General features: G+C 37.3%; 14 protein-coding genes and 1 tRNA gene. 8 read left to right on the forward strand and 7 right to left on the reverse strand.

Annotation, left to right across the window (positions count from 1 at the left end; all coding sequences use genetic code 11):
• Positions 1 to 134 precede the first annotated feature (134 nt).
• The 4 genes from ABXG98_RS15630 to ABXG98_RS15645 all read right to left on the reverse strand — a co-directional run bounded on the left by ABXG98_RS15630 (position 135) and on the right by ABXG98_RS15645 (position 9499).
• Positions 135 to 4307, reverse strand: coding sequence for a DEAD/DEAH box helicase (locus tag ABXG98_RS15630; RefSeq protein ID WP_353539624.1), 4173 nt, complete (start codon positions 4305 to 4307; stop codon positions 135 to 137).
• Positions 4308 to 4576: 269 nt separating this feature from the next.
• Complete coding sequence (locus tag ABXG98_RS15635) at positions 4577 to 6160, reverse strand: FGGY-family carbohydrate kinase (RefSeq protein ID WP_353539625.1); 1584 nt, start codon at positions 6158 to 6160, stop codon at positions 4577 to 4579.
• Positions 6157 to 7857 carry a glycerol-3-phosphate dehydrogenase/oxidase gene (locus tag ABXG98_RS15640; RefSeq protein WP_353539626.1) on the reverse strand — a complete coding sequence of 567 codons (1701 nt, stop codon included), beginning with the start codon at positions 7855 to 7857 and terminating at the stop codon, positions 6157 to 6159. Before ABXG98_RS15640 ends, ABXG98_RS15635 begins: the two co-directional genes overlap by 4 nt.
• A gap of 4 nt (positions 7858 to 7861) precedes the next feature.
• Positions 7862 to 9499, reverse strand: a complete 1638-nt coding sequence (locus tag ABXG98_RS15645) for an FAD-binding oxidoreductase (protein WP_353539627.1) — start codon at positions 9497 to 9499, stop codon at positions 7862 to 7864.
• A 106-nt stretch (positions 9500 to 9605) separates the two neighbouring features.
• Here ABXG98_RS15645 and ABXG98_RS15650 point away from each other — a divergent pair, with 106 nt between their 5' ends.
• Positions 9606 to 10634: an AraC family transcriptional regulator gene (locus tag ABXG98_RS15650; RefSeq protein ID WP_353539628.1), complete on the forward strand. Its 1029-nt coding sequence runs from the start codon at positions 9606 to 9608 to the stop codon at positions 10632 to 10634.
• A gap of 367 nt (positions 10635 to 11001) precedes the next feature.
• The gene (locus ABXG98_RS15655) at positions 11002 to 12978 is read left to right on the forward strand and encodes an ABC transporter substrate-binding protein (protein ID WP_353539629.1); all 1977 of its coding nucleotides are present in this window, start codon (positions 11002 to 11004) and stop codon (positions 12976 to 12978) included.
• Between the two features lie 173 nt (positions 12979 to 13151).
• On the opposite strand, the gene ABXG98_RS15660 is transcribed toward ABXG98_RS15655, so the two are convergent.
• The 3 genes from ABXG98_RS15660 to ABXG98_RS15670 form a co-directional block, all read right to left on the reverse strand.
• Positions 13152 to 13228 (reverse strand) — tRNA-Pro (locus tag ABXG98_RS15660).
• 161 nt (positions 13229 to 13389) lie between these two features.
• Positions 13390 to 15120, reverse strand: a complete 1731-nt coding sequence (locus ABXG98_RS15665; protein WP_353539630.1) for a DUF3413 domain-containing protein — start codon at positions 15118 to 15120, stop codon at positions 13390 to 13392.
• Positions 15121 to 15171: 51 nt separating this feature from the next.
• Positions 15172 to 15390 carry a YejL family protein gene (locus tag ABXG98_RS15670; RefSeq protein ID WP_353539631.1) on the reverse strand — a complete coding sequence of 73 codons (219 nt, stop codon included), beginning with the start codon at positions 15388 to 15390 and terminating at the stop codon, positions 15172 to 15174.
• Positions 15391 to 15484: 94 nt separating this feature from the next.
• On the opposite strand from ABXG98_RS15670, the gene yejK reads away from it, so the two are divergent.
• The 6 genes from yejK (at position 15485) to ABXG98_RS15700 (ending at position 20895) form a co-directional block, all read left to right on the forward strand.
• Positions 15485 to 16570, forward strand: a complete 1086-nt coding sequence (gene yejK / locus ABXG98_RS15675; RefSeq protein ID WP_353539632.1) for a nucleoid-associated protein YejK — start codon at positions 15485 to 15487, stop codon at positions 16568 to 16570.
• Positions 16571 to 16674: 104 nt separating this feature from the next.
• Entirely contained in the window at positions 16675 to 17733 is a 1059-nt protein-coding gene (pyrC, locus tag ABXG98_RS15680) for a dihydroorotase (protein ID WP_353539633.1), read from the forward strand.
• A gap of 3 nt (positions 17734 to 17736) precedes the next feature.
• The gene (locus tag ABXG98_RS15685; protein WP_353539634.1) at positions 17737 to 18618 is read left to right on the forward strand and encodes a 6-carboxytetrahydropterin synthase; all 882 of its coding nucleotides are present in this window, start codon (positions 17737 to 17739) and stop codon (positions 18616 to 18618) included.
• Complete coding sequence (locus ABXG98_RS15690) at positions 18611 to 19456, forward strand: M23 family metallopeptidase (protein WP_353539635.1); 846 nt, start codon at positions 18611 to 18613, stop codon at positions 19454 to 19456. The genes ABXG98_RS15685 and ABXG98_RS15690 overlap by 8 nt, the downstream gene beginning before the upstream one ends.
• Positions 19457 to 19491: 35 nt before the next feature.
• On the forward strand, positions 19492 to 20268 hold the full coding sequence (locus tag ABXG98_RS15695) for a substrate-binding periplasmic protein (protein WP_353539636.1): 777 nt from the start codon (positions 19492 to 19494) through the stop codon (positions 20266 to 20268).
• Between the two features lie 117 nt (positions 20269 to 20385).
• Entirely contained in the window at positions 20386 to 20895 is a 510-nt protein-coding gene (locus ABXG98_RS15700; protein WP_353539637.1) for a cold shock domain-containing protein, read from the forward strand.
• Positions 20896 to 21042 lie beyond the last annotated feature (147 nt).

A 21042-nucleotide genomic window follows, 5' to 3' on the forward strand; every position in this document is an offset into this window, starting at 1 on the left:
GTGCTTATGCAGTAGCTCAAAATTGATCGAGCACTTTTAAGTGCCAGGGTTTAACTAATTATGACAGACGGCTTCAAGCTCATAGCTGCCAGTTGAGTTTATATAAGAACGCTTTCTTTTTGAGGTTATCTAGCCTAAGTGATTTTTATAGGAGGATTAGATTTTTGACCCATTGGTTTTTCCCAAATAAACTCTACAGCGTCTAGCTTAGTTACTCTTTCAATTGCTAGTTTATTGTTTTTAAAGGATTGTCTTTGACGGTTAACCCATTTTCCAAGCCCTGTTGTTCCACCATATAATTGAGGAACATCACAATGACCATTTATCTTAATAAATTCAATCAACTCATTGTATTTACTTTCCCACTTATCACCTTTTTTATGAAGTGAGAGCACTACCCCCAACTCTTTTAATAGGCTGATTTGTTTATCTTCTAATTTTTTATTTCTAAACTTGGTTAATTGATTAAATAACCAGCTTCTTAAAACAGGCAGTTTCTTATCAACAGTAGTTATTTCTGTTAGTGAAAATTTTTCTTTATAATTTACCAACTCAGCGTACCTTTCTTCCCAACTAGCTATGACTTGATTCACAAAGGAAAAATTTATTTCTTCTAATTTTAACTTTCTATGATCTGCTAATTTATCATTTTTATAATTATACCTTTGTGTTTTAACCCATGAACTTAATGCCGTGTTTTCTTGCCAATTTCTAGGGATGTTACAGTGCCCATTTTTAGCAAAATACTCTTCCAATTCGCTAAACCTGTATTGCCAAAGAACTTCATTATTTGTTGTTATGTTGCTTTGTTGTCTTTCTTTTTTTGGTTTTTGTTGTCTTATTTTATTTGCTGAAATTTTATCTCTAGTGAAGAAAAAATCAATACCTTCTAATTTATTTATGCTTTCTATGTCTAAAGAGCCATTTTTAAATAATCGCCTTTGTCTATTAACCCATGAACTTAATGCCGTGTTTTCTTGCCAGTTTCTAGGAACATTACAGTTTTTATACTGCTGCTGATAAGATTGTAATTCTTTAAATCGCAAATCCCATCTAAGAGCATTCTCCCTATATGTTTTATTCTGTAGCATGTTAGAAGTATTGTTTGAGAAATCAATACCTATATCTTCTAATTCTTTGATTTCTTCTATTTCAAGTAAATTATTCTTAAATTTTTTATTTATTCTGTGGATCCAGCCCCTCAAATTATAAGGATCATTTTCCATATTGAATTTAGCGGTGCCATTTTTTTGTTTAAAGTCTTTTAACTGAGCAACTCTTTCAGAAAAACTATAATAATTTCTTTGTTCTAAAAAATTAAAATTGAATTCATCAAGTAGCTCTTTTTTATATGTTGGTAAATTTCCTTTTCGAAATACTTGTCTTTGTGCGTCTACCCATCGACCTAGCTCTCTATCTTGTTTCCACTTTGCAGGCACTCTAGTATTTCCATGTTTTTTTTCATATTGCTTTAATTTTTCAAGCATTTCTAAAAATTTATCATCTCTTTTCTCACTAGTATTATTCCCTTCCCATTTAAAGCCTAGCTTTTCTAATTTTTCTATACGGTTACGCCACTTACGGGATTGAAGGTACTCTTTATATTTTGCTCTTTGAGAAGAAACCCAAGTCGCTAATTGCCTATAATCTTCATCATATTGGTCTACACAAAGGTGGCCTTTAGCATTTTTAAACCTCACTAATTCATTATATCTTTGGGTCCACAAATCGCCTCTAGGAGACCAACTGAATTCAATTAAATCTAGTTTGTTTATTTGCTCTTCATCTAGTTCATTTTGATGGTATTTTTGACGCTGACCTACGCACCATGTTCCTAGGCTTCCGTATCTAGCTGGGAGTAAGGATGTTCCATTTAAATTATAATACTCTGCTAATTCGTCATACTTGTCGTCCCATTCTCTATTTGAAACAGGTTCCCATATGAAATTTAAAGCATTTAAACGGTTGACTCGATCTTCTGATAATTTATTATCTTTCTTATCTCGGATTTGAGTTTTCATCCAATTATAAAGCGTGCCATTATCGTAGCGAGTGTGTACGGTCGTATTCCCAAATTCATTGTAATATTGTTCTAGTTGCTTAAATTTATCTTCCCACCTTGCACTAGCGATATCCCATTTAAAGTTTAAGGTTTCTAGTTTATGAATTCGTTCAATGGTAAGGAGAGGAATTTCATTTTTATATTGCTGCCTTTGGTATTGTACCCAACTAGCAAGTCTTGTATTTTCATTATCATTGGGGACATCAGAGTGACCATATTCATTATAAAAAGTCTTCAATTCTGCAAAACGGTCATACCAAGCAGGAGCTAATTTATTAACAATTTTTGTTTTAATAGCATTCTTTAAATCATTTAAATGAATTTCGGGGCCAAGCACCTCTATAGTTTTATTAAATCTATCATCTTGAAAACCTTTTATATCATTTGAATGCTCACGTATATTACAAATGCTGCTATATAATTGTTCATCTTGTTCTTGAAGAGCATTTAGTACATCAAAGACCTCATTAAATTCTGTTTTACCTATTGCTTCATCAACAGTTTCACCTGTTTCTAGCTCTAAAAATATAGGTACTAATATATATCCAACATCTTTATTTTGGCTTTTTCTCATTGCTCGACCAGTTGCTTGTATAACATCCACCTGACTTCTTTTAGGTGAAAGAAAAGCGACCATATCTACCGTTGGAACATCCACACCTTCGGTTAAACATCTAGCATTCGACATAAGGGCAAAATCACTATTCTTGAAATCATTTATAATGTTTTCTCGACTACCTGCATTTATGTCGCCATTAACATGGAAAGTTTCTAATTCAGGGATATGGTGAGCAATACCTTCATCACCTTCACTGGTAAAGGATTTAGCGGACGCTATTGATTTATGAAAAGTGAATATTTTTTTAACGCCATACTTTTCTAAACACTCTTTTATAGCTAATTGATTAGCAACTTGCTTTGCCTTAACATAATCAGAACCTAAATCTACTCCACTACGTTTGAGTAATTCACGACTTACCGTTTCATTTGTTATCACGGAAACTACAACTTTATAATTACAAATAATTCCTTTATTGGCAGCTTCTGCAAATGTTAACTTGTAAGAGACTTCTCCATAAACATCTTCCTTATCCATTGAATATACTGGAATATCTTTAAAATAATTGTTGTTTTCCCTTATTGAGTAATGCTTCGGAGTTGCAGTTAAAAACAGCCTTTTTTGTATTTTTATATTTTCATCTTTAAGGGCGAAGCTAAACTTTTTACCTTCTCTTCCTGCTGTTTTATGTGCTTCATCAAAAACCCCAAAATCAAATATAAAGTCATTATTAATTGCTTTAGATACAACTTTTGCTGATTGGTATGTTGAAAAAACTATTTTGGTGCCAACAGTATTCTTAAGGTATGAAGCAAGTTCATCAATATCAGTGGTCACAGGGAAGCTTAAATCTGAGGTATAAGCATCAATATTTTTAGTTACCGAGTTATCAGAACAAATACATATATATGAAGAATTAGTTAAACTGGTTTCGTAACACCATTCTTTAAGTATTTGTCTAACTAAAGCTAATGATGGTAGTAGTACCAATATAGATTGAGGCTTCAGTTTTTCCGCAACCCAAAGAGAAACTAATGACTTACCTGTACCACAAGCCATTAATGCTGTTGTTCTTGAAGTACTTTGTAAAGCGTTGGTAATGTTATTTATAGCATCTTGCTGGTGTGCTCTTGGTTTTTTAATGACCCTATTGGTTATTCCTTTTGATAACCAGTTATTTATACGATTAAAGTCGTCTGTTTTTAAATAATCTAAATCGCTCCCCCTAACGCAGTGCAAACCACTTCTTTGATGTAATACATCATCAGGTAAACGAATACTGTTAGTAAAAATTAATTTTGATTTAACAGAGTCTGATAAGCCAATGAACGTTGAAAGTTCATCCCAAGTTAATGATTTTCTATACGATCTAAATTTGACTTGATAAGTACTGTATTGACCAAGTTTATTTAAATAAACACCATCTATCCCTTTGTCATTTGAAGTATTTATATTTAATAAATTTTTTATTTTTAATGGGATATTTTCAAAAGACCAAACTTCTTCGGCTTGTAGAGTAGGCTCAGTAGCAATATAAGCTTCAGCAAATACTTCAAAAGAATCTCCTTTATCTTTAGCGATAGATATTTTTTGAATACGTAACTCTAATTCTTTAAAAGAATTAAGTCCTTCAAACAAACCTTTGGAATAATATTTTGTGGATTTTATATGCTTAGGAAGATCCATTTCTACGATAAACCAATAATACGAAATATATAATTAATTTAACTATACAGAGAACTTTACTTCCGATCCAATAGCTTATTAATATTCATTGGTTTTAGGTGTTTAGCTAACTTTTCTATTGCTGAGTTTCATTCCCATTTAGACCATATTGTTAGTGTTGATTAGTTTAATGACGAATGTCCGCAATGGTGGCTTTTGCGACGGTCAAGTTGAATTACAACTTATGGAAACAAAGTGTCAGTTTAAGTTTTGAGTTACTACTGCTTGGTTTACTTGCTAGGATAACCAGTGATGCTTCTAATTGCTTTATACAAAGGGTTTAATCGAGAATACATTTTTTGATAAACGCTATGATACAACTGATGATATAATTTTTTATTGGCGTTAATTGGCGTAAACACTTTGCCGCCATGGGTCATATTATCCACAGCTTGAGTGTAATCAGCATAAAGGCCAACCCCAACGGCCGCATTAATAGCCGCCCCCAAGCCTGAGGTTTCAAAGGTATGCGGTCGCTGAACGGGCATACCAAATATATCGGCAGTGATTTGCATGGCTTGATCACTTTGTGAGCCTCCGCCTGAGACCATTAACTTAGTGATTTTAATTCCAGTTTTACGTTCGGTAAGCTCTTTTCCTTCTCGCAGCGCATAACCAATACCTTCAATTATCGCACGATAAATATGCGCTCGGGTGTGAACATCACCAAAACCAATCATAGCGCCTTTTGCTTCTGGTCCGGGAGTTCTTATGCCGGGATTCCAGTAAGGCTGTAACACTAAACCCATAGAGCCTGCGGGCACCTGTGCTAATAAATCATCAAACAATACTTCAGTGGCAATACCTTGTTTGCTAGCTAGCTGTTGCTCTTTTAAGCCAAACTCACGTTTAAACCAACTTACCATCCAATATCCTCGTTGAATAATCAATTCCGTGTTATACACATTAGGCATTGCAGCAGGATAGGCTGGTAAATGTTTTATCGCTTCTACATAGTTGGTGTTGGTGGTATTAAAGGTTGCTGTTGTGCCATAACTCAAACTGCCGGTGTCTGGGGTTAAGCAGCCCGAGCCTAGCACTTCACACGCTTTATCTGAACCAGCAGAAATAAGCGGTAAACCTTGAGGTATGCCAGTTTCTAGCGATGCCTGTTCCGATATAACACCTAATGACTCACCACAAGGAATAAGTGTCGGTAGCATGTCTTTGGTTATTGGTAGAGCTTGCCAGCGCCAATCTAATGGTTTACACCAGCTTTGACGTTTAAAATTAAAGGGTAGGTAGCCAACTTGGCTAGATATTGAGTCAACATAGTTTCCCGTTAATTTAAAACTATGAAAACCTGATAGTAACATCAACTTATGGGTGTTTTTCCATACATCAGGTTGTTGATGTTTTATCCAATTTGCCTCAGCTTGGCGTCTAAAGTATTCAATGGTTTTGGTTTCACCCACCAAGGTAAACAGCGCGCGCCAATACCAACTCATGGTATCTAAGTTGTGTTGTTCACGTTGATCTAACCATACAATTGCTGGCCTAAGCGGCTTTCCTTCAACATCAAGGTTAACCATGGTGGCCCGTTGACAGGTCAAAGCAACGGCTTTAATGTGTGATTTGTGTATATTTTTCTTGTCTAATTCTGGCCAAAGTTGCTGGCATGCCTGTCCAAGCATGGTCCAGTAATAGTTCGGCTCTTGTTCCGCCCAACCGGGATGTTTTGAAAAATAAGGTTCAATGTCAACTTTACTTTTCGCAACAATTTCGCCCTTAAGATCAAATAACAGAGCCCGAATACTCTGAGTACCATTATCAAGTGCCAATAAATAGCTGGCTTTATTGTTAGATTTAATCATGATGATGTATTGGGCTTTAAATCAAGAGACATGGGTAAATAATAATATTGTTTAATTATGGCTTGATAGCGGGTGAGTTCATCTTGCCACTTAGTTTCGCTCCAGCCAAGTTCTTGTTGAAAAATAACTGCTAATTGATTAAATAAAGATTCGCCAGCATTTTTTACCAACAAGCCTAATCGGGTTCGTCTTAATAATAAATCATCAAGATGCACAACAGCTTCGTGCTTAATAGCCCAACGGCACTCGGCTAAACAGAACTGAGTATTCTCTATAAGCTTTGTTTCTGCTTGGCTCGTGTTTGATAATATCAAAGGAGCATTATTGCCATACCTGCCAACCAAGCGGGCTAACCATGCTATGTTGTGTTGATGCTTGCTGGGAAACAATTGCTCAACAGCTAAATTTGAAAAAACATGACTTTGCTCGCTTTGCTGGTGTTCTTGTTGGTTTTTTGTCTCAGAAGTTAACCAAGGCATCGCTGCATCAAGTGCTTCAATGGCTGTTAATCTAAAGGTGGTTAACTTGCCTCCACTAGCGGTTACTAACCCTGATTCAGCCCATATAGCATGGTCACGACGTTCTTTTGAAGCTTGTTTAGCAAAATGCCTATCACAACTGATCACGGGTCTAACCCCTGAAAATGTCGAGATTATGTCATGGTGAGTGATCTGGTATTGAGCAAAATTTTCATTAACCACCGCGAGTAAATAATCAAGTTCTTCTTGGCTGATCTTTGCTTCGTTATCCAAATCATCCTGGTGATCTAGATCTGTGGTGCCAATAATGGTTGCACCTTCCCACGGGTAGATAAAAACAGGTCGTTTATCAGCACTGTGCAATAATGTTAACGCAGAATTAACTGGCAATGTGGCTTTACCGACTACTAGGTGACTGCCACGTAACGGCCTGACACGTTGCTCAGTCACTACTTCATTTCGTAATTTATCTGCCCACGCACCAGTAGCATTGATCACCACCTTAGATTGTAGCGTCAATATTTCAGTAGATGGCGCATGGGGGCTGTTGTCTTGAATATTAACGCCAATCACTTGTTGTGTGCGGGGATTTTTCACTAGTGAGGTTGCTTTTACATAATTAATAGCTTGTGCGCCAGCGTTGATAGATTCTTGCAGCACACGCATGACCAGACGCGAATCGTCAACCGTTGAGTCAGTATAATAACAACTGCCTTTAAGGGTTTGACAGCTTAAGCCGGGAAACTTCTTGATGGTTTGGCTGACATTAAAAAAGCGATGATCTTTGATTCCTGCCAGCCAATCGTATAGCCACAACAAGGTATTCATGATAAAGCGCCCGGGTATTTGCCCTTGTTTAAGTACAAAGTAATAGCCCATTCGCTCGATCAAACCAGGGGCTTCTTTTAATAGACGTTCACGTTCTTGCAGGGCTTGTTTGGTTAGTTTGATATCGCCTTGTGCAATATAACGAAGGCCACCATGCACCATTTTTGATGAACGACTAGATGTGCCCCAAGCAAAATCTTGTTGTTCAATAAGCAGGGCGCTTAAACCTCGACGTCTTGCTTCTTGTAAAACTCCTGCGCCAACAATACCGCCGCCAATCACAATAACATCCCATGTTTTACGGGTGGTTTTTGTACTATGTTGTCGTAATTGCGCTAAAAAATCAGTACGGTCGGTAAAGCTAATCGCTGAGTTAGAGTTGTTAACCATAGTGTTACACCAAGGTGCCGGGGTTCATCCGTTTATCTGGATCAAACACCTGACACAAGCCTTTGATCGCTGCAATTCCTAACTCACCTTTTTCTGCTGCTAAATAGGGGGCATGATCTTTACCTACGCCATGTTGATGGCTAATAGTTCCCCCTTGCTTAACGATAGCCTGTGCCCCTGCAGCTTTAATTAATTGCCAACGCTTAAGTGTGGTATCGTAATCTTTGCCCATACGAAAAAGAAACGTGGTGTAAATACTACAGCCTTGTCCATAAAAGTGTGATAAATGAGTAAACACATGAATTTTTTCAGGCTCTTCGCTCGTACCACTAGCTTTAGCGCAATTTGTTTGTGGTGTTAAAGCATTTGCAATAGCTGATTCAATAGTGTTGACAGTATCAGGTACTGCCGACCAATCTACACAGGTTTCCATTGTGTCAACGACTACGCCTATATCCCAAAATCCTTGGCGTAAATAGGGACTTCGAAAACGGCTATGTTGCCAATGTTTACCCAGCGCAGTACCAATATAAACGCCACTGTGTTGGTTGATAAACTGTTTGGTAATTTTCAAGGCGGATTGACATTGCGCCTTGCTACCTGTTATTCCAAAGGTGAACATGGTTTTACTATCGTCATTAGCGATGCCCCGTAAGCGTAAATATTTCTCTAAATATTTAACCGCAGTATCATGACCCGCCAAGGTTAAGTGCGAAGCCGTTTCAACAGCATTACTCAAACGCATCATCGACAATTGTACCCCCGCTTGGGCAATGTCACGCGTAGCGGCGATTCCTGTTTGCCAATTAGGTAAAAAGGCAACATAAAAATATTCTTGCTGAGCGATTTTAGTGACTCGCATTTTCACTTCGGTAATAATTCCCATGCGACCTTCGCTGCCTAACACCATTTCTCTCATATCCGGGCCTGCAGATGATGCTGGAAAGGTAGGAATATCTATAGCACCTTTTGGTGTAACAACTGTGCCACCGGCAAATAGCTTTTCTATTCGACCATAACGCAGTGATTGTTGACCACTAGAGCGACTAGCAACCCAACCCCCAACTGTAGACAGCTCCCATGATTGTGGGAAATGCCCTAAGGTGTATCCTAAAGTTGCTAATTGTTTTTCTACATCAGGTCCTAGCGTGCCAGCGCCAAAAGTGGCAACTTGGCTAAGCTCATCAAAGTCAATCAGCTGATTCATCTCGCTTAACGCAATCGTAATAATAGGGCGGTGATGGTTCACTGGGTTGATATGACCACAAACTGAAGTGCCACCGCCATAAGGGATTACAATTAAATCTTCTTGCTTGGCAAATTCTAATAAGGTATGTACCTGCGCTGTGGTTTTTGGAAATGCTACGCCATCAGGAAACGCATCAAAATTTCCACTGTGAGTTGCGATCCAATCAGGAATACTTTGTCCTGTGCAATGACGTAAACGGACTTCGGCACTGGTGTTAATTAATTGATGTTCTGGTGCTTTTGAAGGCGGCACTTTGGCAATTGCGTCAGCTAATGAAATTGGAGCTAAGGGGGTACCTTTGCCTACAATATTTTCAATATAATGTTGTGAGGTTTGTGTTAGTTCAAAACTAAAATTGTTTTTATCATCACCCCAGCCATTCCAACGTTTCATCTATTCACCTTCATTATTAATCGTCATTATTTGCATACTAGACTCAATTATCGTTCGGTTTTATGGTTTAATAGGGTTGATTATTGATAATTTAGGACATTCAAACATGAATCAAAGGCTAATGAGTATCGATTCAATTAATGCAAAACAGTCAATTATGGGGATTTCGCTGTTAGGAAAGTTGGTTGTTAGTAAGGGCTATGACCTTGAAGGTATGCTTAACAAGTCAGGCATAGCAATGGATTTACTGAACGATCCTAAAGCGAGCATCTCTTTAACACAAGAAATTGCCTTTACCCGAGAACTTGTTAATACCATGACTGAGCCTGATCTTGGTTTTCAAGCAGGGCAATGTTATCGAATTAACGCTTTTGGTCATATTGGTTTAGCCGCAGGCTCTAGTGATACAGTTGAGGAGGCGATTACTTTTTTTTTGAAGTATATACGTCTGGCTTACACCCATTTTGATATAGATTTTTTTACTTCAGCCGGCAATGCTGTGCTCAGATTTAATGATAAATATAACTTAAATGATTTAAGACGGTTTTATCTTGAGCGTGATTTTTCTTTTGCGTTTTTATCTACACGAGACATGTTTCCACGCTCTATTGTTGGGCAAAAACCTAAAACGATACATTTCGACTTTCCTTGTCCATCCAGTGTCGAACACTATCAAAAGTTATATCAATGTCCTGTACATTTTTCGATGCCGCATAATCAAATATTATTTGATGAAAGGTATTTAGCGCTAGCGCTACCTTTAGCGAATTCATTAACACGTGAACTACTAGAAGAGCAATGCAAAAGCCAAGAGAGAGCTTTGTTAGGCCCACAAAATTATGATGAAAAAATCAGAGTCATTATCCAAGCAACCCAAGCTGAGATACCAAGTTTAGATAAAATTGCAAAGCAGTATTTTATGACGCCAAGAACGTTACGACGAAAATTAAAAGAACAAGGGGTTAGTTTTCAGCAATTGGTCAACGAAGAGTTATGTAAAAAAGCGCTACATTATTTATCAACCACCACGCTAACAGTAGAGCAAATATCAATACGGTTAGGTTATAGTGAATCAGCAAGCTTTATTCATGCCTTTAAGCGATGGACAGGTAAAACGCCTAAAGCCTACCGTTAGTTGATCTATGATTATATACCCGCTCCACTTGAAGATGCAGGATTCAGCTGGAGTTAGAAACGTCTTTAGGCAAGGCATTGATTGTAGAGAATGGTTATTCCCTTCTCAAAATCAATAACGCAGCATAAAGCGTTTCTAAACCAGCCCTCGGGGAAGGCTGAGCAAATCATATCCATCGTTACATTTCTTTTTAAGGGAACAACCCTTAATAAAAAAAATGCGCCTTGGTTATGAATCGCTCAGACTTCCTGAAACGAGCATCTTCAAGTGGAACGGGTATAGTAATTAAATCAAGGATAAAAGTTATGCTAGCACAGTTATTTTGTTCTACACTCAAGGTAGCCCTTAAAACTAACGGAAAACTGCATTGCTTTTTTTTGTACGATTGTCGCTAACACACTTATTTTTAACTTTAGCCATACTAATTTCTAATCCTGTGTTAGCGCTTGAAAATATTGTGCTGCAATTAAAATGGTCGCATCAATTTCAATTTGCCGGCTATTATGCAGCTAAAGAACAAGGTTATTACGCTGAAGCTGGTTTTGACGTCACTATACTGCCTTTAGATCAGTCAACAACACCAACTGATGCGGTGTTAAACGGTCAAGCTGATTATGGCATTATTGGCTCTAGCATTATTCTTGATCGAATGCGGGGAATTCCTTTAGTGGCGGTTGCTGCTGTGTTTCAACATAGCCCTTTAGTGTTAATCACTCGTACTGATGATCAGCTACTTGGCCCCTATGAACTAAAAAATAAGCGAATCATGTATAGAAAGGGATATGACGATGCCACTTTAATAGCCATGTTTACTCAGTTAAACATTAATGAGTCAGATTACCAGCATGTCCCCCACAGTTTTGATCCTAATGCGTTAGCCACAGGCGAAGTTGATGCTATTTCTGGCTATTTAACCGATCAACCTTTTTATTATCAAAAAGCCGGTGTAAACATTCAAGTGATTAACCCTATGAATTACGGGATTGATTTTTATGATGATATATTATTTACCAGTGAAGAATTAATACACCGCGATCCTGACAGGGTAAACCAATTTGTCAAAGCAAGCATGAAAGGGTGGAAATATGCCTTAGCGCATAAGGCAGAATTAATAGAGCTGATTCAAACCAAATACGATTCAAACAAACCATTAGCTAATTTAAAGTTTGAAGCTGAGCAAACAGAAAAAATGATCCTGCCAAACTTAGTTGATATTGGCCATATTAGCAGCTCACGCTTTAGGCGCATTGCTGACATTTATAAACAATTAGGCTTTGTACCACTGGATGCAACATTTGAGGGTGTTGATTTCAAAGACTATCTTGTGAAAGAGAAACACTCTCCATTTGAAATGAAGATACTGTTGGCTTTAGTTGGAGGAAGTTTACTGCTTGTAATAGTGCTTTTTTATTTAAATAGACGTCTGAATCATATGGTATCAGACAGAACACAGGGGCTTATGCAAGTAAAAGAGAATTTGGCGCGCTATATAGACATTGTCGACCGCTATGTGATCTCATCTCAAACCGATTTGGACGGTAAAATCACCGATGTCTCCACCGCATTTTGTCGGGTATCAGGTTATAGCAAAGAAGAGTTATTAGGCCAAACACATAAGTTATTAAAACACCCTGAGACCAATGAAAGTATATATAAAGAAATGTGGGACACTATTACTCAGGGAAACACATGGTCAGGGGAGTTATTAAATCAAGCCAAAGATGGCTCACGTTATTGGGTCGATGCTAAAATTGACCCAGTAAGAAATGAAGAGGGTAAAATCTGCGGTTACATTTCTATTAGGCACAATATCACCGACAAAAAAAGAGTAGAAGAATTATCAATTACCGACAAATTGACCGGGCTCAATAATCGTTTGCGTCTTGATGATATTATGCTCGAAGAAATTAGCCGCATGAAACGTTACTCATTGACATTATCAATAATCTTGGTTGATATAGATTTTTTCAAAATAGTTAATGATAACTTTGGTCATTTGGTTGGCGATCAAGTACTGATTGAAATTGCACAAATACTACGTATTAATTGTCGTGGAGTAGATGTTGTTGGCAGGTGGGGAGGAGAAGAATTTCTTATTATTTGCCCTGAAACCAGCATCGAAGAAGCGATTAGTGCAGCCAACAAATTTAGAACAATAATTGCTCAACATGATTTTCCAGAAGTAGGAAATAAAACCGCTAGCTTTGGTGTAACTACGGGCATACCGAGTGATTCTGTTGCGGATATCTTGCGCCGGGCTGATAAAGCATTATATCGAGCAAAAGACCAAGGGAGAAATCGAGTTGAATTTTTGTTAGGCAAATCATCAGATAATTTACAATAACTGCTGAGGTAAAGCGTGAGGCTAGTCAAAGCTACATTAGAAATACAAACGATTTGGGTGACAACGCAAGAAATGGTGTTGCTAGTATATATTGGCAATTTAGACAGACACAAAAAAGCCACCAGAATAGTTAACTAAACTATCTCTAAGTGGCTAATTTATAATATAAAAAATGGTCGGAGTAGCAAGATTCGAACTTGCGACCTCACGTCCCCCAGACGCACGCGCTACCAAGCTGCGCTATACCCCGACGTACAAAAACGATGCACAATACTCTAAAGTAGTAACCTAGGGAGGGTAACCCAAGTATCGTCGTTTTGCGACGCCTATATTAATGATTTATTGAGTTAATGCAAAGACATTTATGTGATCTATCGGCCTATTATTATTAACTGCTTAACTAATACACAATTATTGATTGTTTTGCTCTGTAAAACGCTTAATAAAATGTACACCGTCGATCATCAATGGAAAATCTTTATTTACGGTGATCGGGGCAGCTAATTGGCTTGAGTAACTCTGAAAATTACCATTTTGGTCAATTAATACTGATTTATCCTTATTAAATACCAGCAAACCTTCCGGTGAAGTATTGGCAATAACACGATCTTTCGTCAATGTGGTTAGATCTGCGCCATTACTATATCGGCTTTGATCAAGCTGACAACCCAACCAGTTTTTCATCAATGTTGGCTGTAAATCCATATGGCTAGTAAGCGTACTTAACTCGTCATTATTATTAGTTAGTTGCAATTGCTCGTTAGGGGTAATCAATAAAGCCGACTTTGTAGAAAGCCGGGTTTCTTTAGTTTGGTTACCTAATGAACTGATCCAAATAATGTCTTGTTGCTTTTTATGTTTTTGCGCCAATAATAGTGCGTCAATAAACAACTCAAATTGATACTGGCTGCTTTGATTTTTTGGCGCATTATCACCACTTTGAAAATAAATTAAATGAAGCCCAGGCTTTTTATTATTAAGCTTTTCGGCAAAAACCAAACTTGAAATATCATTGAGTTGAGTATTTTCTTCAAATAATGGCGTAAACCAAAAGGTATTACTGGGTTGTTCAATAGCCGCATCTTTCTGACTATTGGGTGTTATCAGGGTGAATGAGCTGGTTAAACCTTGTTGCCTAAGCGCTTGAAATAAAAGCGGGGTAGTGTTTTGAGCCAGTATGTCTTGCTGGTAAATAGAGGGTAATGCATAAAACAGATTAAACCATGCATCATCAAACAATGCGGTATCCACATGATTATTTAGTTGATAACGATTTGCATTAATTCTACGGCTAAAATTATAAAACTGCTCTTTATTAAGCTGTTCATCGGTAAGTACTAAAAATACCGACTTGCTAACTGCTGGGCTCGCACATTGCTGAGCCTGGAGTACTGGATAGCGCGGAATAGCACTACTAAAAGATAACGGTCTTGTTTTTCGCTCAATATAGTCGTCAACATCAAACAACCCATATTTAGTGAGTAAGGTTTGTGCTGTTGCCGGATAAGACAATGGCAATACCGTATCTTGGCGCAGCACATCATAATCTAAATTGGCATCGGCCCAAATATGGGTTAAATGACTAAAAAAGAAAGCAACTACTAAAATCATAATTACAAAACGAGCGAAAATGGTTTTTTGTAACTGCTTTAAATGCTTCCACGCATAGTTACTAATAATAAATTCAAAACCCAAAATTATGATAGCAAGCATGCCACTAACGGTATAAAAAATCGCGTTTTCTTGTGCTATTTCTTTGATCAAACTAATGATTTGGGCACTCGAAGATGCATTTACATGGTAGCCTAATCGGCTGTAAATAAAGCCATCAAGTAATAACAGTAATAAGCCAAAGGTAAAAATTATTGAGCCGCTGGTTCGAATAACCTTGGTATTAGGCCAAATGATTGTTAACGGAAATAACAACAACACAAAGCTCATAAAGGTTAGAAAGGCCATATGACTGACCCATGTGGTTATTAGGTATACTTGTCCTATTAAGGTGGTTGGTGCGGTTTCACTAAACAGGTAATAAGACGAAAGGGCAATTGCTGCGATAATATTAAAAAAAGTGAACCAATGGCTCCAACTGATTAAATGTAATAGTTTTTTACTATAGCTTTTTGTATCAAAAGAGACCATTGAACTTCATTCTTCTTATTACGGATTAAATAATTACGGGTAAATATAAAACTAATGTGTTTTTTGAATTGATTGATTTAATGCGCGCGTAAAATTGTCTACAATGGCACCTTGTTTATCTGCTGGAATTTTACTAATAATATTAGTTATGGTATTTCCAAGACACATTAACGCTAAATCGGTGGTTGCTGATTCTTTTACCAGTACATCCATAAGTTCTTGAATAATTTTTTCTACACGTTCATTGGAGTATTTCGATACAATGGGCATAATGACACTTAATTGCTGATGATAAATAATAGTTTTGTAGTTTATCAAATGCCTGAACAATATACTAATATATCGATCCCTAACTATGAGTTTAATGATTTCTAATATCGCACTACATTATATTTCAAAAAAAGAAGAATCAGGCGAGGTTGTATTACGCCTTGGCCCTGAAAACATTGACATTAGCGCAAAAATAACAGCGTTTGTCGATGGTTTACACACTATATACAACGCCAAAGGCAGTAAGGCTTATGGTAGCTTTTCTGATATGCCAGCCCCAGGCACAAATGATGACGGCACTGATGTGCAAGCGGCACGTTTTGTTGATTTAATGGAAAGCTATTTGGGTGAACGCCAAGACTTTTACCAATTTAGCATTCAGGCAGCTAATACCCTTAAAAATGAAATAGAAAAATATGATCTTGAAGAAAGTGGCTATTTAGTGGTTTGCCACTATGAATTTATGGGGGGGCGTTATCTTTTAGTGGCGGTTATTCCGGTTTCACAACATTATAGCGTTGATGGTGAGCTTAATATTTCAGCGGATCAACACCTTGATACCAATAAATTACAGCTTGCTGCACGTATTGATTTGTTTGATTATCAGCAAAATGCCAGTGGTAATCGTTATATCTCTTTTATTAAAGGTCGTGCTGGGCGTAAAGTGTCTGACTTTTTCTTAGACTTTTTAGGGTGCGAAGAAGGCTTAAATGCCAAAGAGCAAACTCAAACACTAGTACAAGCCGTTGAAGACTTTGTTGCCGTTAATCAACTTGATGCAGGTGAAAAACAGCAAACACGTAAAGAGCTTTTAAGTTATTGCAAAGAGCAAAAAGCTAGCTCTCAAGATATTTCAATGCAAGATGTCGGCAAGGTTATTGGCCATACTACAACTGATACCAGCGGGAATGAACAAGATTTTTATCAATTTTGCCAGCAGCAGTCTTATCCTATTGAAGAGTCGTTCCCTCATGATCAAGCGGTAGTGAATAAAATCACCAAGTATTCCGGCTATGGCAATGGTATTAGCTTAAGCTTTGAGCGTAGTCATTTTGGACAAGACGTGGTTTACAATCCTCACAACGATTCAATAACCATATTTAAAGTGCCGCCAAACTTAAAAGAACAATTACAGGCTTTATTAGCAAACAATAGTGATGACACCATCGAAAACAGCTAGGATAGCCATAGAAATGGTTACGCGTAACCGATATATCCTTTATTAAACAATTACCTAGTTGTATATGGTAATTAAATAGAACCATTAAAGAAAAGAGACATTGCATGACAAACCCAACAGAATCAAGCCCAGTAAATAGCATAACTATTGTGCGTCCGGACGACTGGCATGTACATTTACGCGATGGCGAAGTATTAAAAAATACGGTCAAAGACATTAGTCGATATTTTGGGCGCGCAATTGTTATGCCTAATTTAGTACCACCTGTTACTAATTTAACGCTGGCTAAAGCCTATTACGATCGCATTATGGCTGCTGAGCCAAAATCAGGGTTTCAACCGTTAATGGTTTTGTATTTAACTGACTCAACTAGCCCAGAAGATATTATAGAAGCCAAAGAATCAGGGCTTGTTTTTGCAGCAAAACTCTATCCAGCTGGTGCAACCACAAATTCTTCTTCTGGTGTAACCGACATCACTAAAATGGCTGACGTTTTAACAACGATGCAAAAAGTTGGTATGCCGTTATTAATTCATGGTGAAGTTACCACCGATGATATTGATATATTTGATCGTGAGCAGGTGTTTATTGACACAATTTTATCACCGTTAGTTGCTAATTATCCTAATTTAAAAATAGTGCTTGAACATATCACTACAAAAAATGCCGTTGACTTTGTAAACAGTGCCAGTGAAAACGTTGCTGCAACGATTACCGTGCATCATTTATTATTTAATCGCAATCATATGCTCGTTGGTGGTATTCGTCCGCATTATTTCTGTTTACCTATTTTAAAACGTAATATTCATCAACAAGCTTTAATTAAAGCGGCCACTAGTGGTAGTGCTAAGTTTTTCTTAGGGACTGATTCTGCACCACATGCACAACATGCAAAAGAATCTAGTTGTGGCTGTGCTGGCTCTTACACTGCACATGCAGCAATAGAATTATATGCTGAGGTGTTTGAACAAGAAAATGCACTAGATAAACTAGAAGCGTTTGCTAGTTTAAATGGCCCAGCTTTTTATCAATTACCGACAAACAAAGATACAATCACTATAACAAGAAAACCGTGGCAAGTTCCTGCAACGCTCAGCTTTGGAAATGATGTAGTTGTACCGATCCGCAGTGAAGATCAAATTGTTTGGCAAGTGGAAGACTAACGAATGCAATTATTTGTAGACAACCTAACCGTTATTGATTTTTCTTACCTTTGCAAAGTACGTGGCATAGTTGGGGAAAGTTGGATTGTTGATGTATTACTTGATGGCTCACTTAACGAGCAGTCTATGGTGCTTGATTTTGCTATTGTTAAAAAACAAATTAAAGCCATTATTGATGAGGCGGTAGACCATAAGCTGTTGTTACCATTAAAAGAAAAAGCGTTAACGGTTAACGACTCAAGCTATCATAAAAACCACCAAACATTAGATTTTGTCAGTGAACGTGCCAGTTATTACCTGCAATCACCAAAATGTGCCTTTGCTAGCATTGATTGCTTAGAAATAACCATTGATTCCGTTACTCAGTATTTAAACGAAATTATTATGGCTGAACTGCCAAATAACGTGCAAGGCTTAACCCTAACTTTACGCCCTGAGGCTATTGCCGGTGATTTTTATCATTATACTCATGGCTTAAAACTTCATGATGGTAACTGTCAACGCATTGCCCATGGTCACCGCTCTAAAATACAAGTATTTGTTGATGGTGTTAAAAATACCCAATTAGAGCATGACTGGTGCCAGCGCTGGCAAGACATTTATATTGCTAGTGAAGGTGATAGGGTGGCGCAATCTGAAATTCAACTCTCCAAACAGGCGATGTTGAATTTAACACCCGATCACCAATATTTTAGTTATTGTGCGCCACAAGGTCGATTTGACATAGCCGTAGAGAAACAGGTATTAGATGTAGTAGATTGTGACTCTACCGTTGAACTATTAGCGGATTTTGTTGCCCGTCAACTTAAGAAAAATTTACCTACTAATACCATTAAAGTGATTGGTTATGAAGGTGTTGCCAAAGGAGCTATTGTAAGTGTTTAAAGGTTCATTACTCAGTAATAGCATTATTTGTTTATCGGTTTTATGTTCAAGTTTATCTGCAACTGTGGTTCAGGCAAAGCCAACAATTGAATTACTCGGTGAAATACAGCAGGGTGGTTTAATTGTTGGTAAAACAAGTGCTGAAAATAAAGTGATGCTAAACGATACACGGTTGCCTGTTACAAAGCAGGGCAACTATGTTTTTGGTTTCTCGCGAGATGACAACACACAATATCAACTGGTGATTACTGAGCCAGACGGCTCGCATACTAGCAAAACCATTACACCTAAAAAGCGTGAATATAAGCTGCAACGTATTGAAGGCATAAAAAAAAGCATAATGCAGCCTAACCCTAAAGCTGTAGCAAGATCAAAAAAAGACAGTAAACAGATCCGCGCGGCACGTAAAATTTCAAGTGAGATAACCAGTTTTGCCAAGGGATTTATTCCCCCCATAAATGGCACTATTACTGGTGTTTACGGCAGCCAGCGCATTTATAATGGTGTACCTAAAAGGCCACATTTTGGTTTAGATTATGCAGGGAAAATAGGCGATCCGGTTAAAGCTCCTGCATCAGGTAAGATATTATTATGGGTGCCTGATATGTTCTATTCAGGTGGAACTTTAATTATAGATCATGGCCATGGCATCAGTTCAACCATGCTACATTTAAGTAAGTCTTATGTTAAAAAAGGTGATATTGTTAATCAAGGCGAGGTGATTGCCGCTGTTGGTAATAGTGGCAGAGTCACTGGACCACATTTAGATTGGCGTATAAACTGGTTTGACGTAAAAATTGACCCTGCATTAGTGCTAAAAATACCGTCGCTACAATAGGTTAAATAGAGATAACAATATAGAGAACTACTGATATGGTACCCAAAGCTATTAAACAGTTAGTTAAGCTATTTAGTTTAATATTATGTTTTATATTACCCGCACAAAGCAAAGAGTTTGTTGTAGGCTGGGAGCTGTGGTATCCATATCAATTTCACAATAATGAAAGTAAACTTACCGGTGTTGATGTCGAAATTTTTAACTTGATCGCTAAAAAAGCCGACATGACAATCTCTTATGTAGAGCTACCTTGGCAACGCCATTTAATGTATATCCAAAATGGTATGGTTGATATCGCGTTTGGCGCTTCACATACCGAAGAACGTGCAAAAACTGCGCATTTCTCTCTTGCCTACCGTAAAGAAAAAGTTAACTTATTTGTTAAGAAGGGCACTAAAAACGACATAAAACTGAATAAATTAGCGGATCTGATCTCAAGTGATTACCTTATTGGTGTAGAAAATGGTTATTACTATGGTGAGAATTATGAAAAACTCAAACACTCACCAGAGTTTATGGCACAAATAAGTAGCGTACTAGATATAGAGCAAAACGTTAAAATGCTATTAAAAGGGCACATTAATGGATTTTTGGCTGATCCCTTTACCATGCAGTCGTTTATAAAAAAATACCAATTTAAAGATCAATTTGAGATTCATACACTGCCTATTTACCAAAGCGACATATATATTATGCTCAGCAAAAAAACTTGTGCTGTTGAAGATTTAGCTAAAATCAATCAGGCAATTACCACTTTGAAAAATGAGGGTAAATTAGCTGAAATTATACAGCGTTGGTCTACAAAGTATTAATCGATATTTGTTTTAAATTAATAAAGACGATTCTTACAGTACCTTTCCATGTAAATCTTAGATTTTGTTGTCGTGTTTTGTTATTCTTTAATCATTAAATATGAAACAAGGATTGTGATGTACCGAGGTCTGTTAACTAAGTGGGATAATGCCAAAGGTTTTGGTTTTATAAAATCATCAGAATTAAGTAGCGACACCTTTATCCATATATCTGCGCTCAAACATATGAGCCGAAAGCCTAAACAAGGCGATTTCATTCATTTTGATGTTGAGCAGCACAAAGGAAAATCTAGAGCGACCAATGCCCGTATTGAAGGCGTAAAAGCGAATTCATCCTTTGAAGTTTCCAAAAATTATAAACCTCGCTCAGGCAATAAATTTATTTATGCTGCTGTAATTGTCGCAATCGCAGCATTCACGTTTCAGCATCTTGATTTAGGCCAAAGTAATCAAACACAATTTACACCAACGCCAATACCAACACAGCAGTTTACCTGTGATGGACGCCAGCATTGCAGCCAGATGACATCTCGTGCAGAAGCAGAGTTTTTTACTAAACATTGTCCTAATACAAAAATGGATGGAGATAATGATGGTATACCTTGTGAAAACGATTTAAGGTTTTAAGTAATGACATACCATCTAAGAGTAGTTCATTCCAATTAAATGCAATCTATGACCACAGATATTAAAGATATAGATTGGACACAGGTCACTAAGTCCGATACTGTTTAGTACTGGACTTAATTGTTACCTTATATGTATGTGGGAAAT

Origin of the sequence: Colwellia sp. KU-HH00111 (assembly GCF_040362745.1) — a bacterium.
Lineage (GTDB): Bacteria > Pseudomonadota > Gammaproteobacteria > Enterobacterales > Alteromonadaceae > Colwellia.

Coding starts and splice junctions, on each gene's coding strand:
- ABXG98_RS15630 (WP_353539624.1), bottom strand. CDS start 4,307: ATGGATCTTCCTAAGCATATAAAATCCACAAAATATTATTCCAAAGGT.
- ABXG98_RS15635 (WP_353539625.1), bottom strand. CDS start 6,160: ATGATTAAATCTAACAATAAAGCCAGCTATTTATTGGCACTTGATAAT.
- ABXG98_RS15640 (WP_353539626.1), bottom strand. CDS start 7,857: ATGGTTAACAACTCTAACTCAGCGATTAGCTTTACCGACCGTACTGAT.
- ABXG98_RS15645 (WP_353539627.1), bottom strand. CDS start 9,499: ATGAAACGTTGGAATGGCTGGGGTGATGATAAAAACAATTTTAGTTTT.
- ABXG98_RS15650 (WP_353539628.1), top strand. CDS start 9,606: ATGAATCAAAGGCTAATGAGTATCGATTCAATTAATGCAAAACAGTCA.
- ABXG98_RS15665 (WP_353539630.1), bottom strand. CDS start 15,120: ATGGTCTCTTTTGATACAAAAAGCTATAGTAAAAAACTATTACATTTA.
- ABXG98_RS15670 (WP_353539631.1), bottom strand. CDS start 15,390: ATGCCCATTGTATCGAAATACTCCAATGAACGTGTAGAAAAAATTATT.
- yejK (WP_353539632.1), top strand. CDS start 15,485: ATGATTTCTAATATCGCACTACATTATATTTCAAAAAAAGAAGAATCA.
- pyrC (WP_353539633.1), top strand. CDS start 16,675: ATGACAAACCCAACAGAATCAAGCCCAGTAAATAGCATAACTATTGTG.
- ABXG98_RS15685 (WP_353539634.1), top strand. CDS start 17,737: ATGCAATTATTTGTAGACAACCTAACCGTTATTGATTTTTCTTACCTT.
- ABXG98_RS15695 (WP_353539636.1), top strand. CDS start 19,492: ATGGTACCCAAAGCTATTAAACAGTTAGTTAAGCTATTTAGTTTAATA.
- ABXG98_RS15700 (WP_353539637.1), top strand. CDS start 20,386: ATGTACCGAGGTCTGTTAACTAAGTGGGATAATGCCAAAGGTTTTGGT.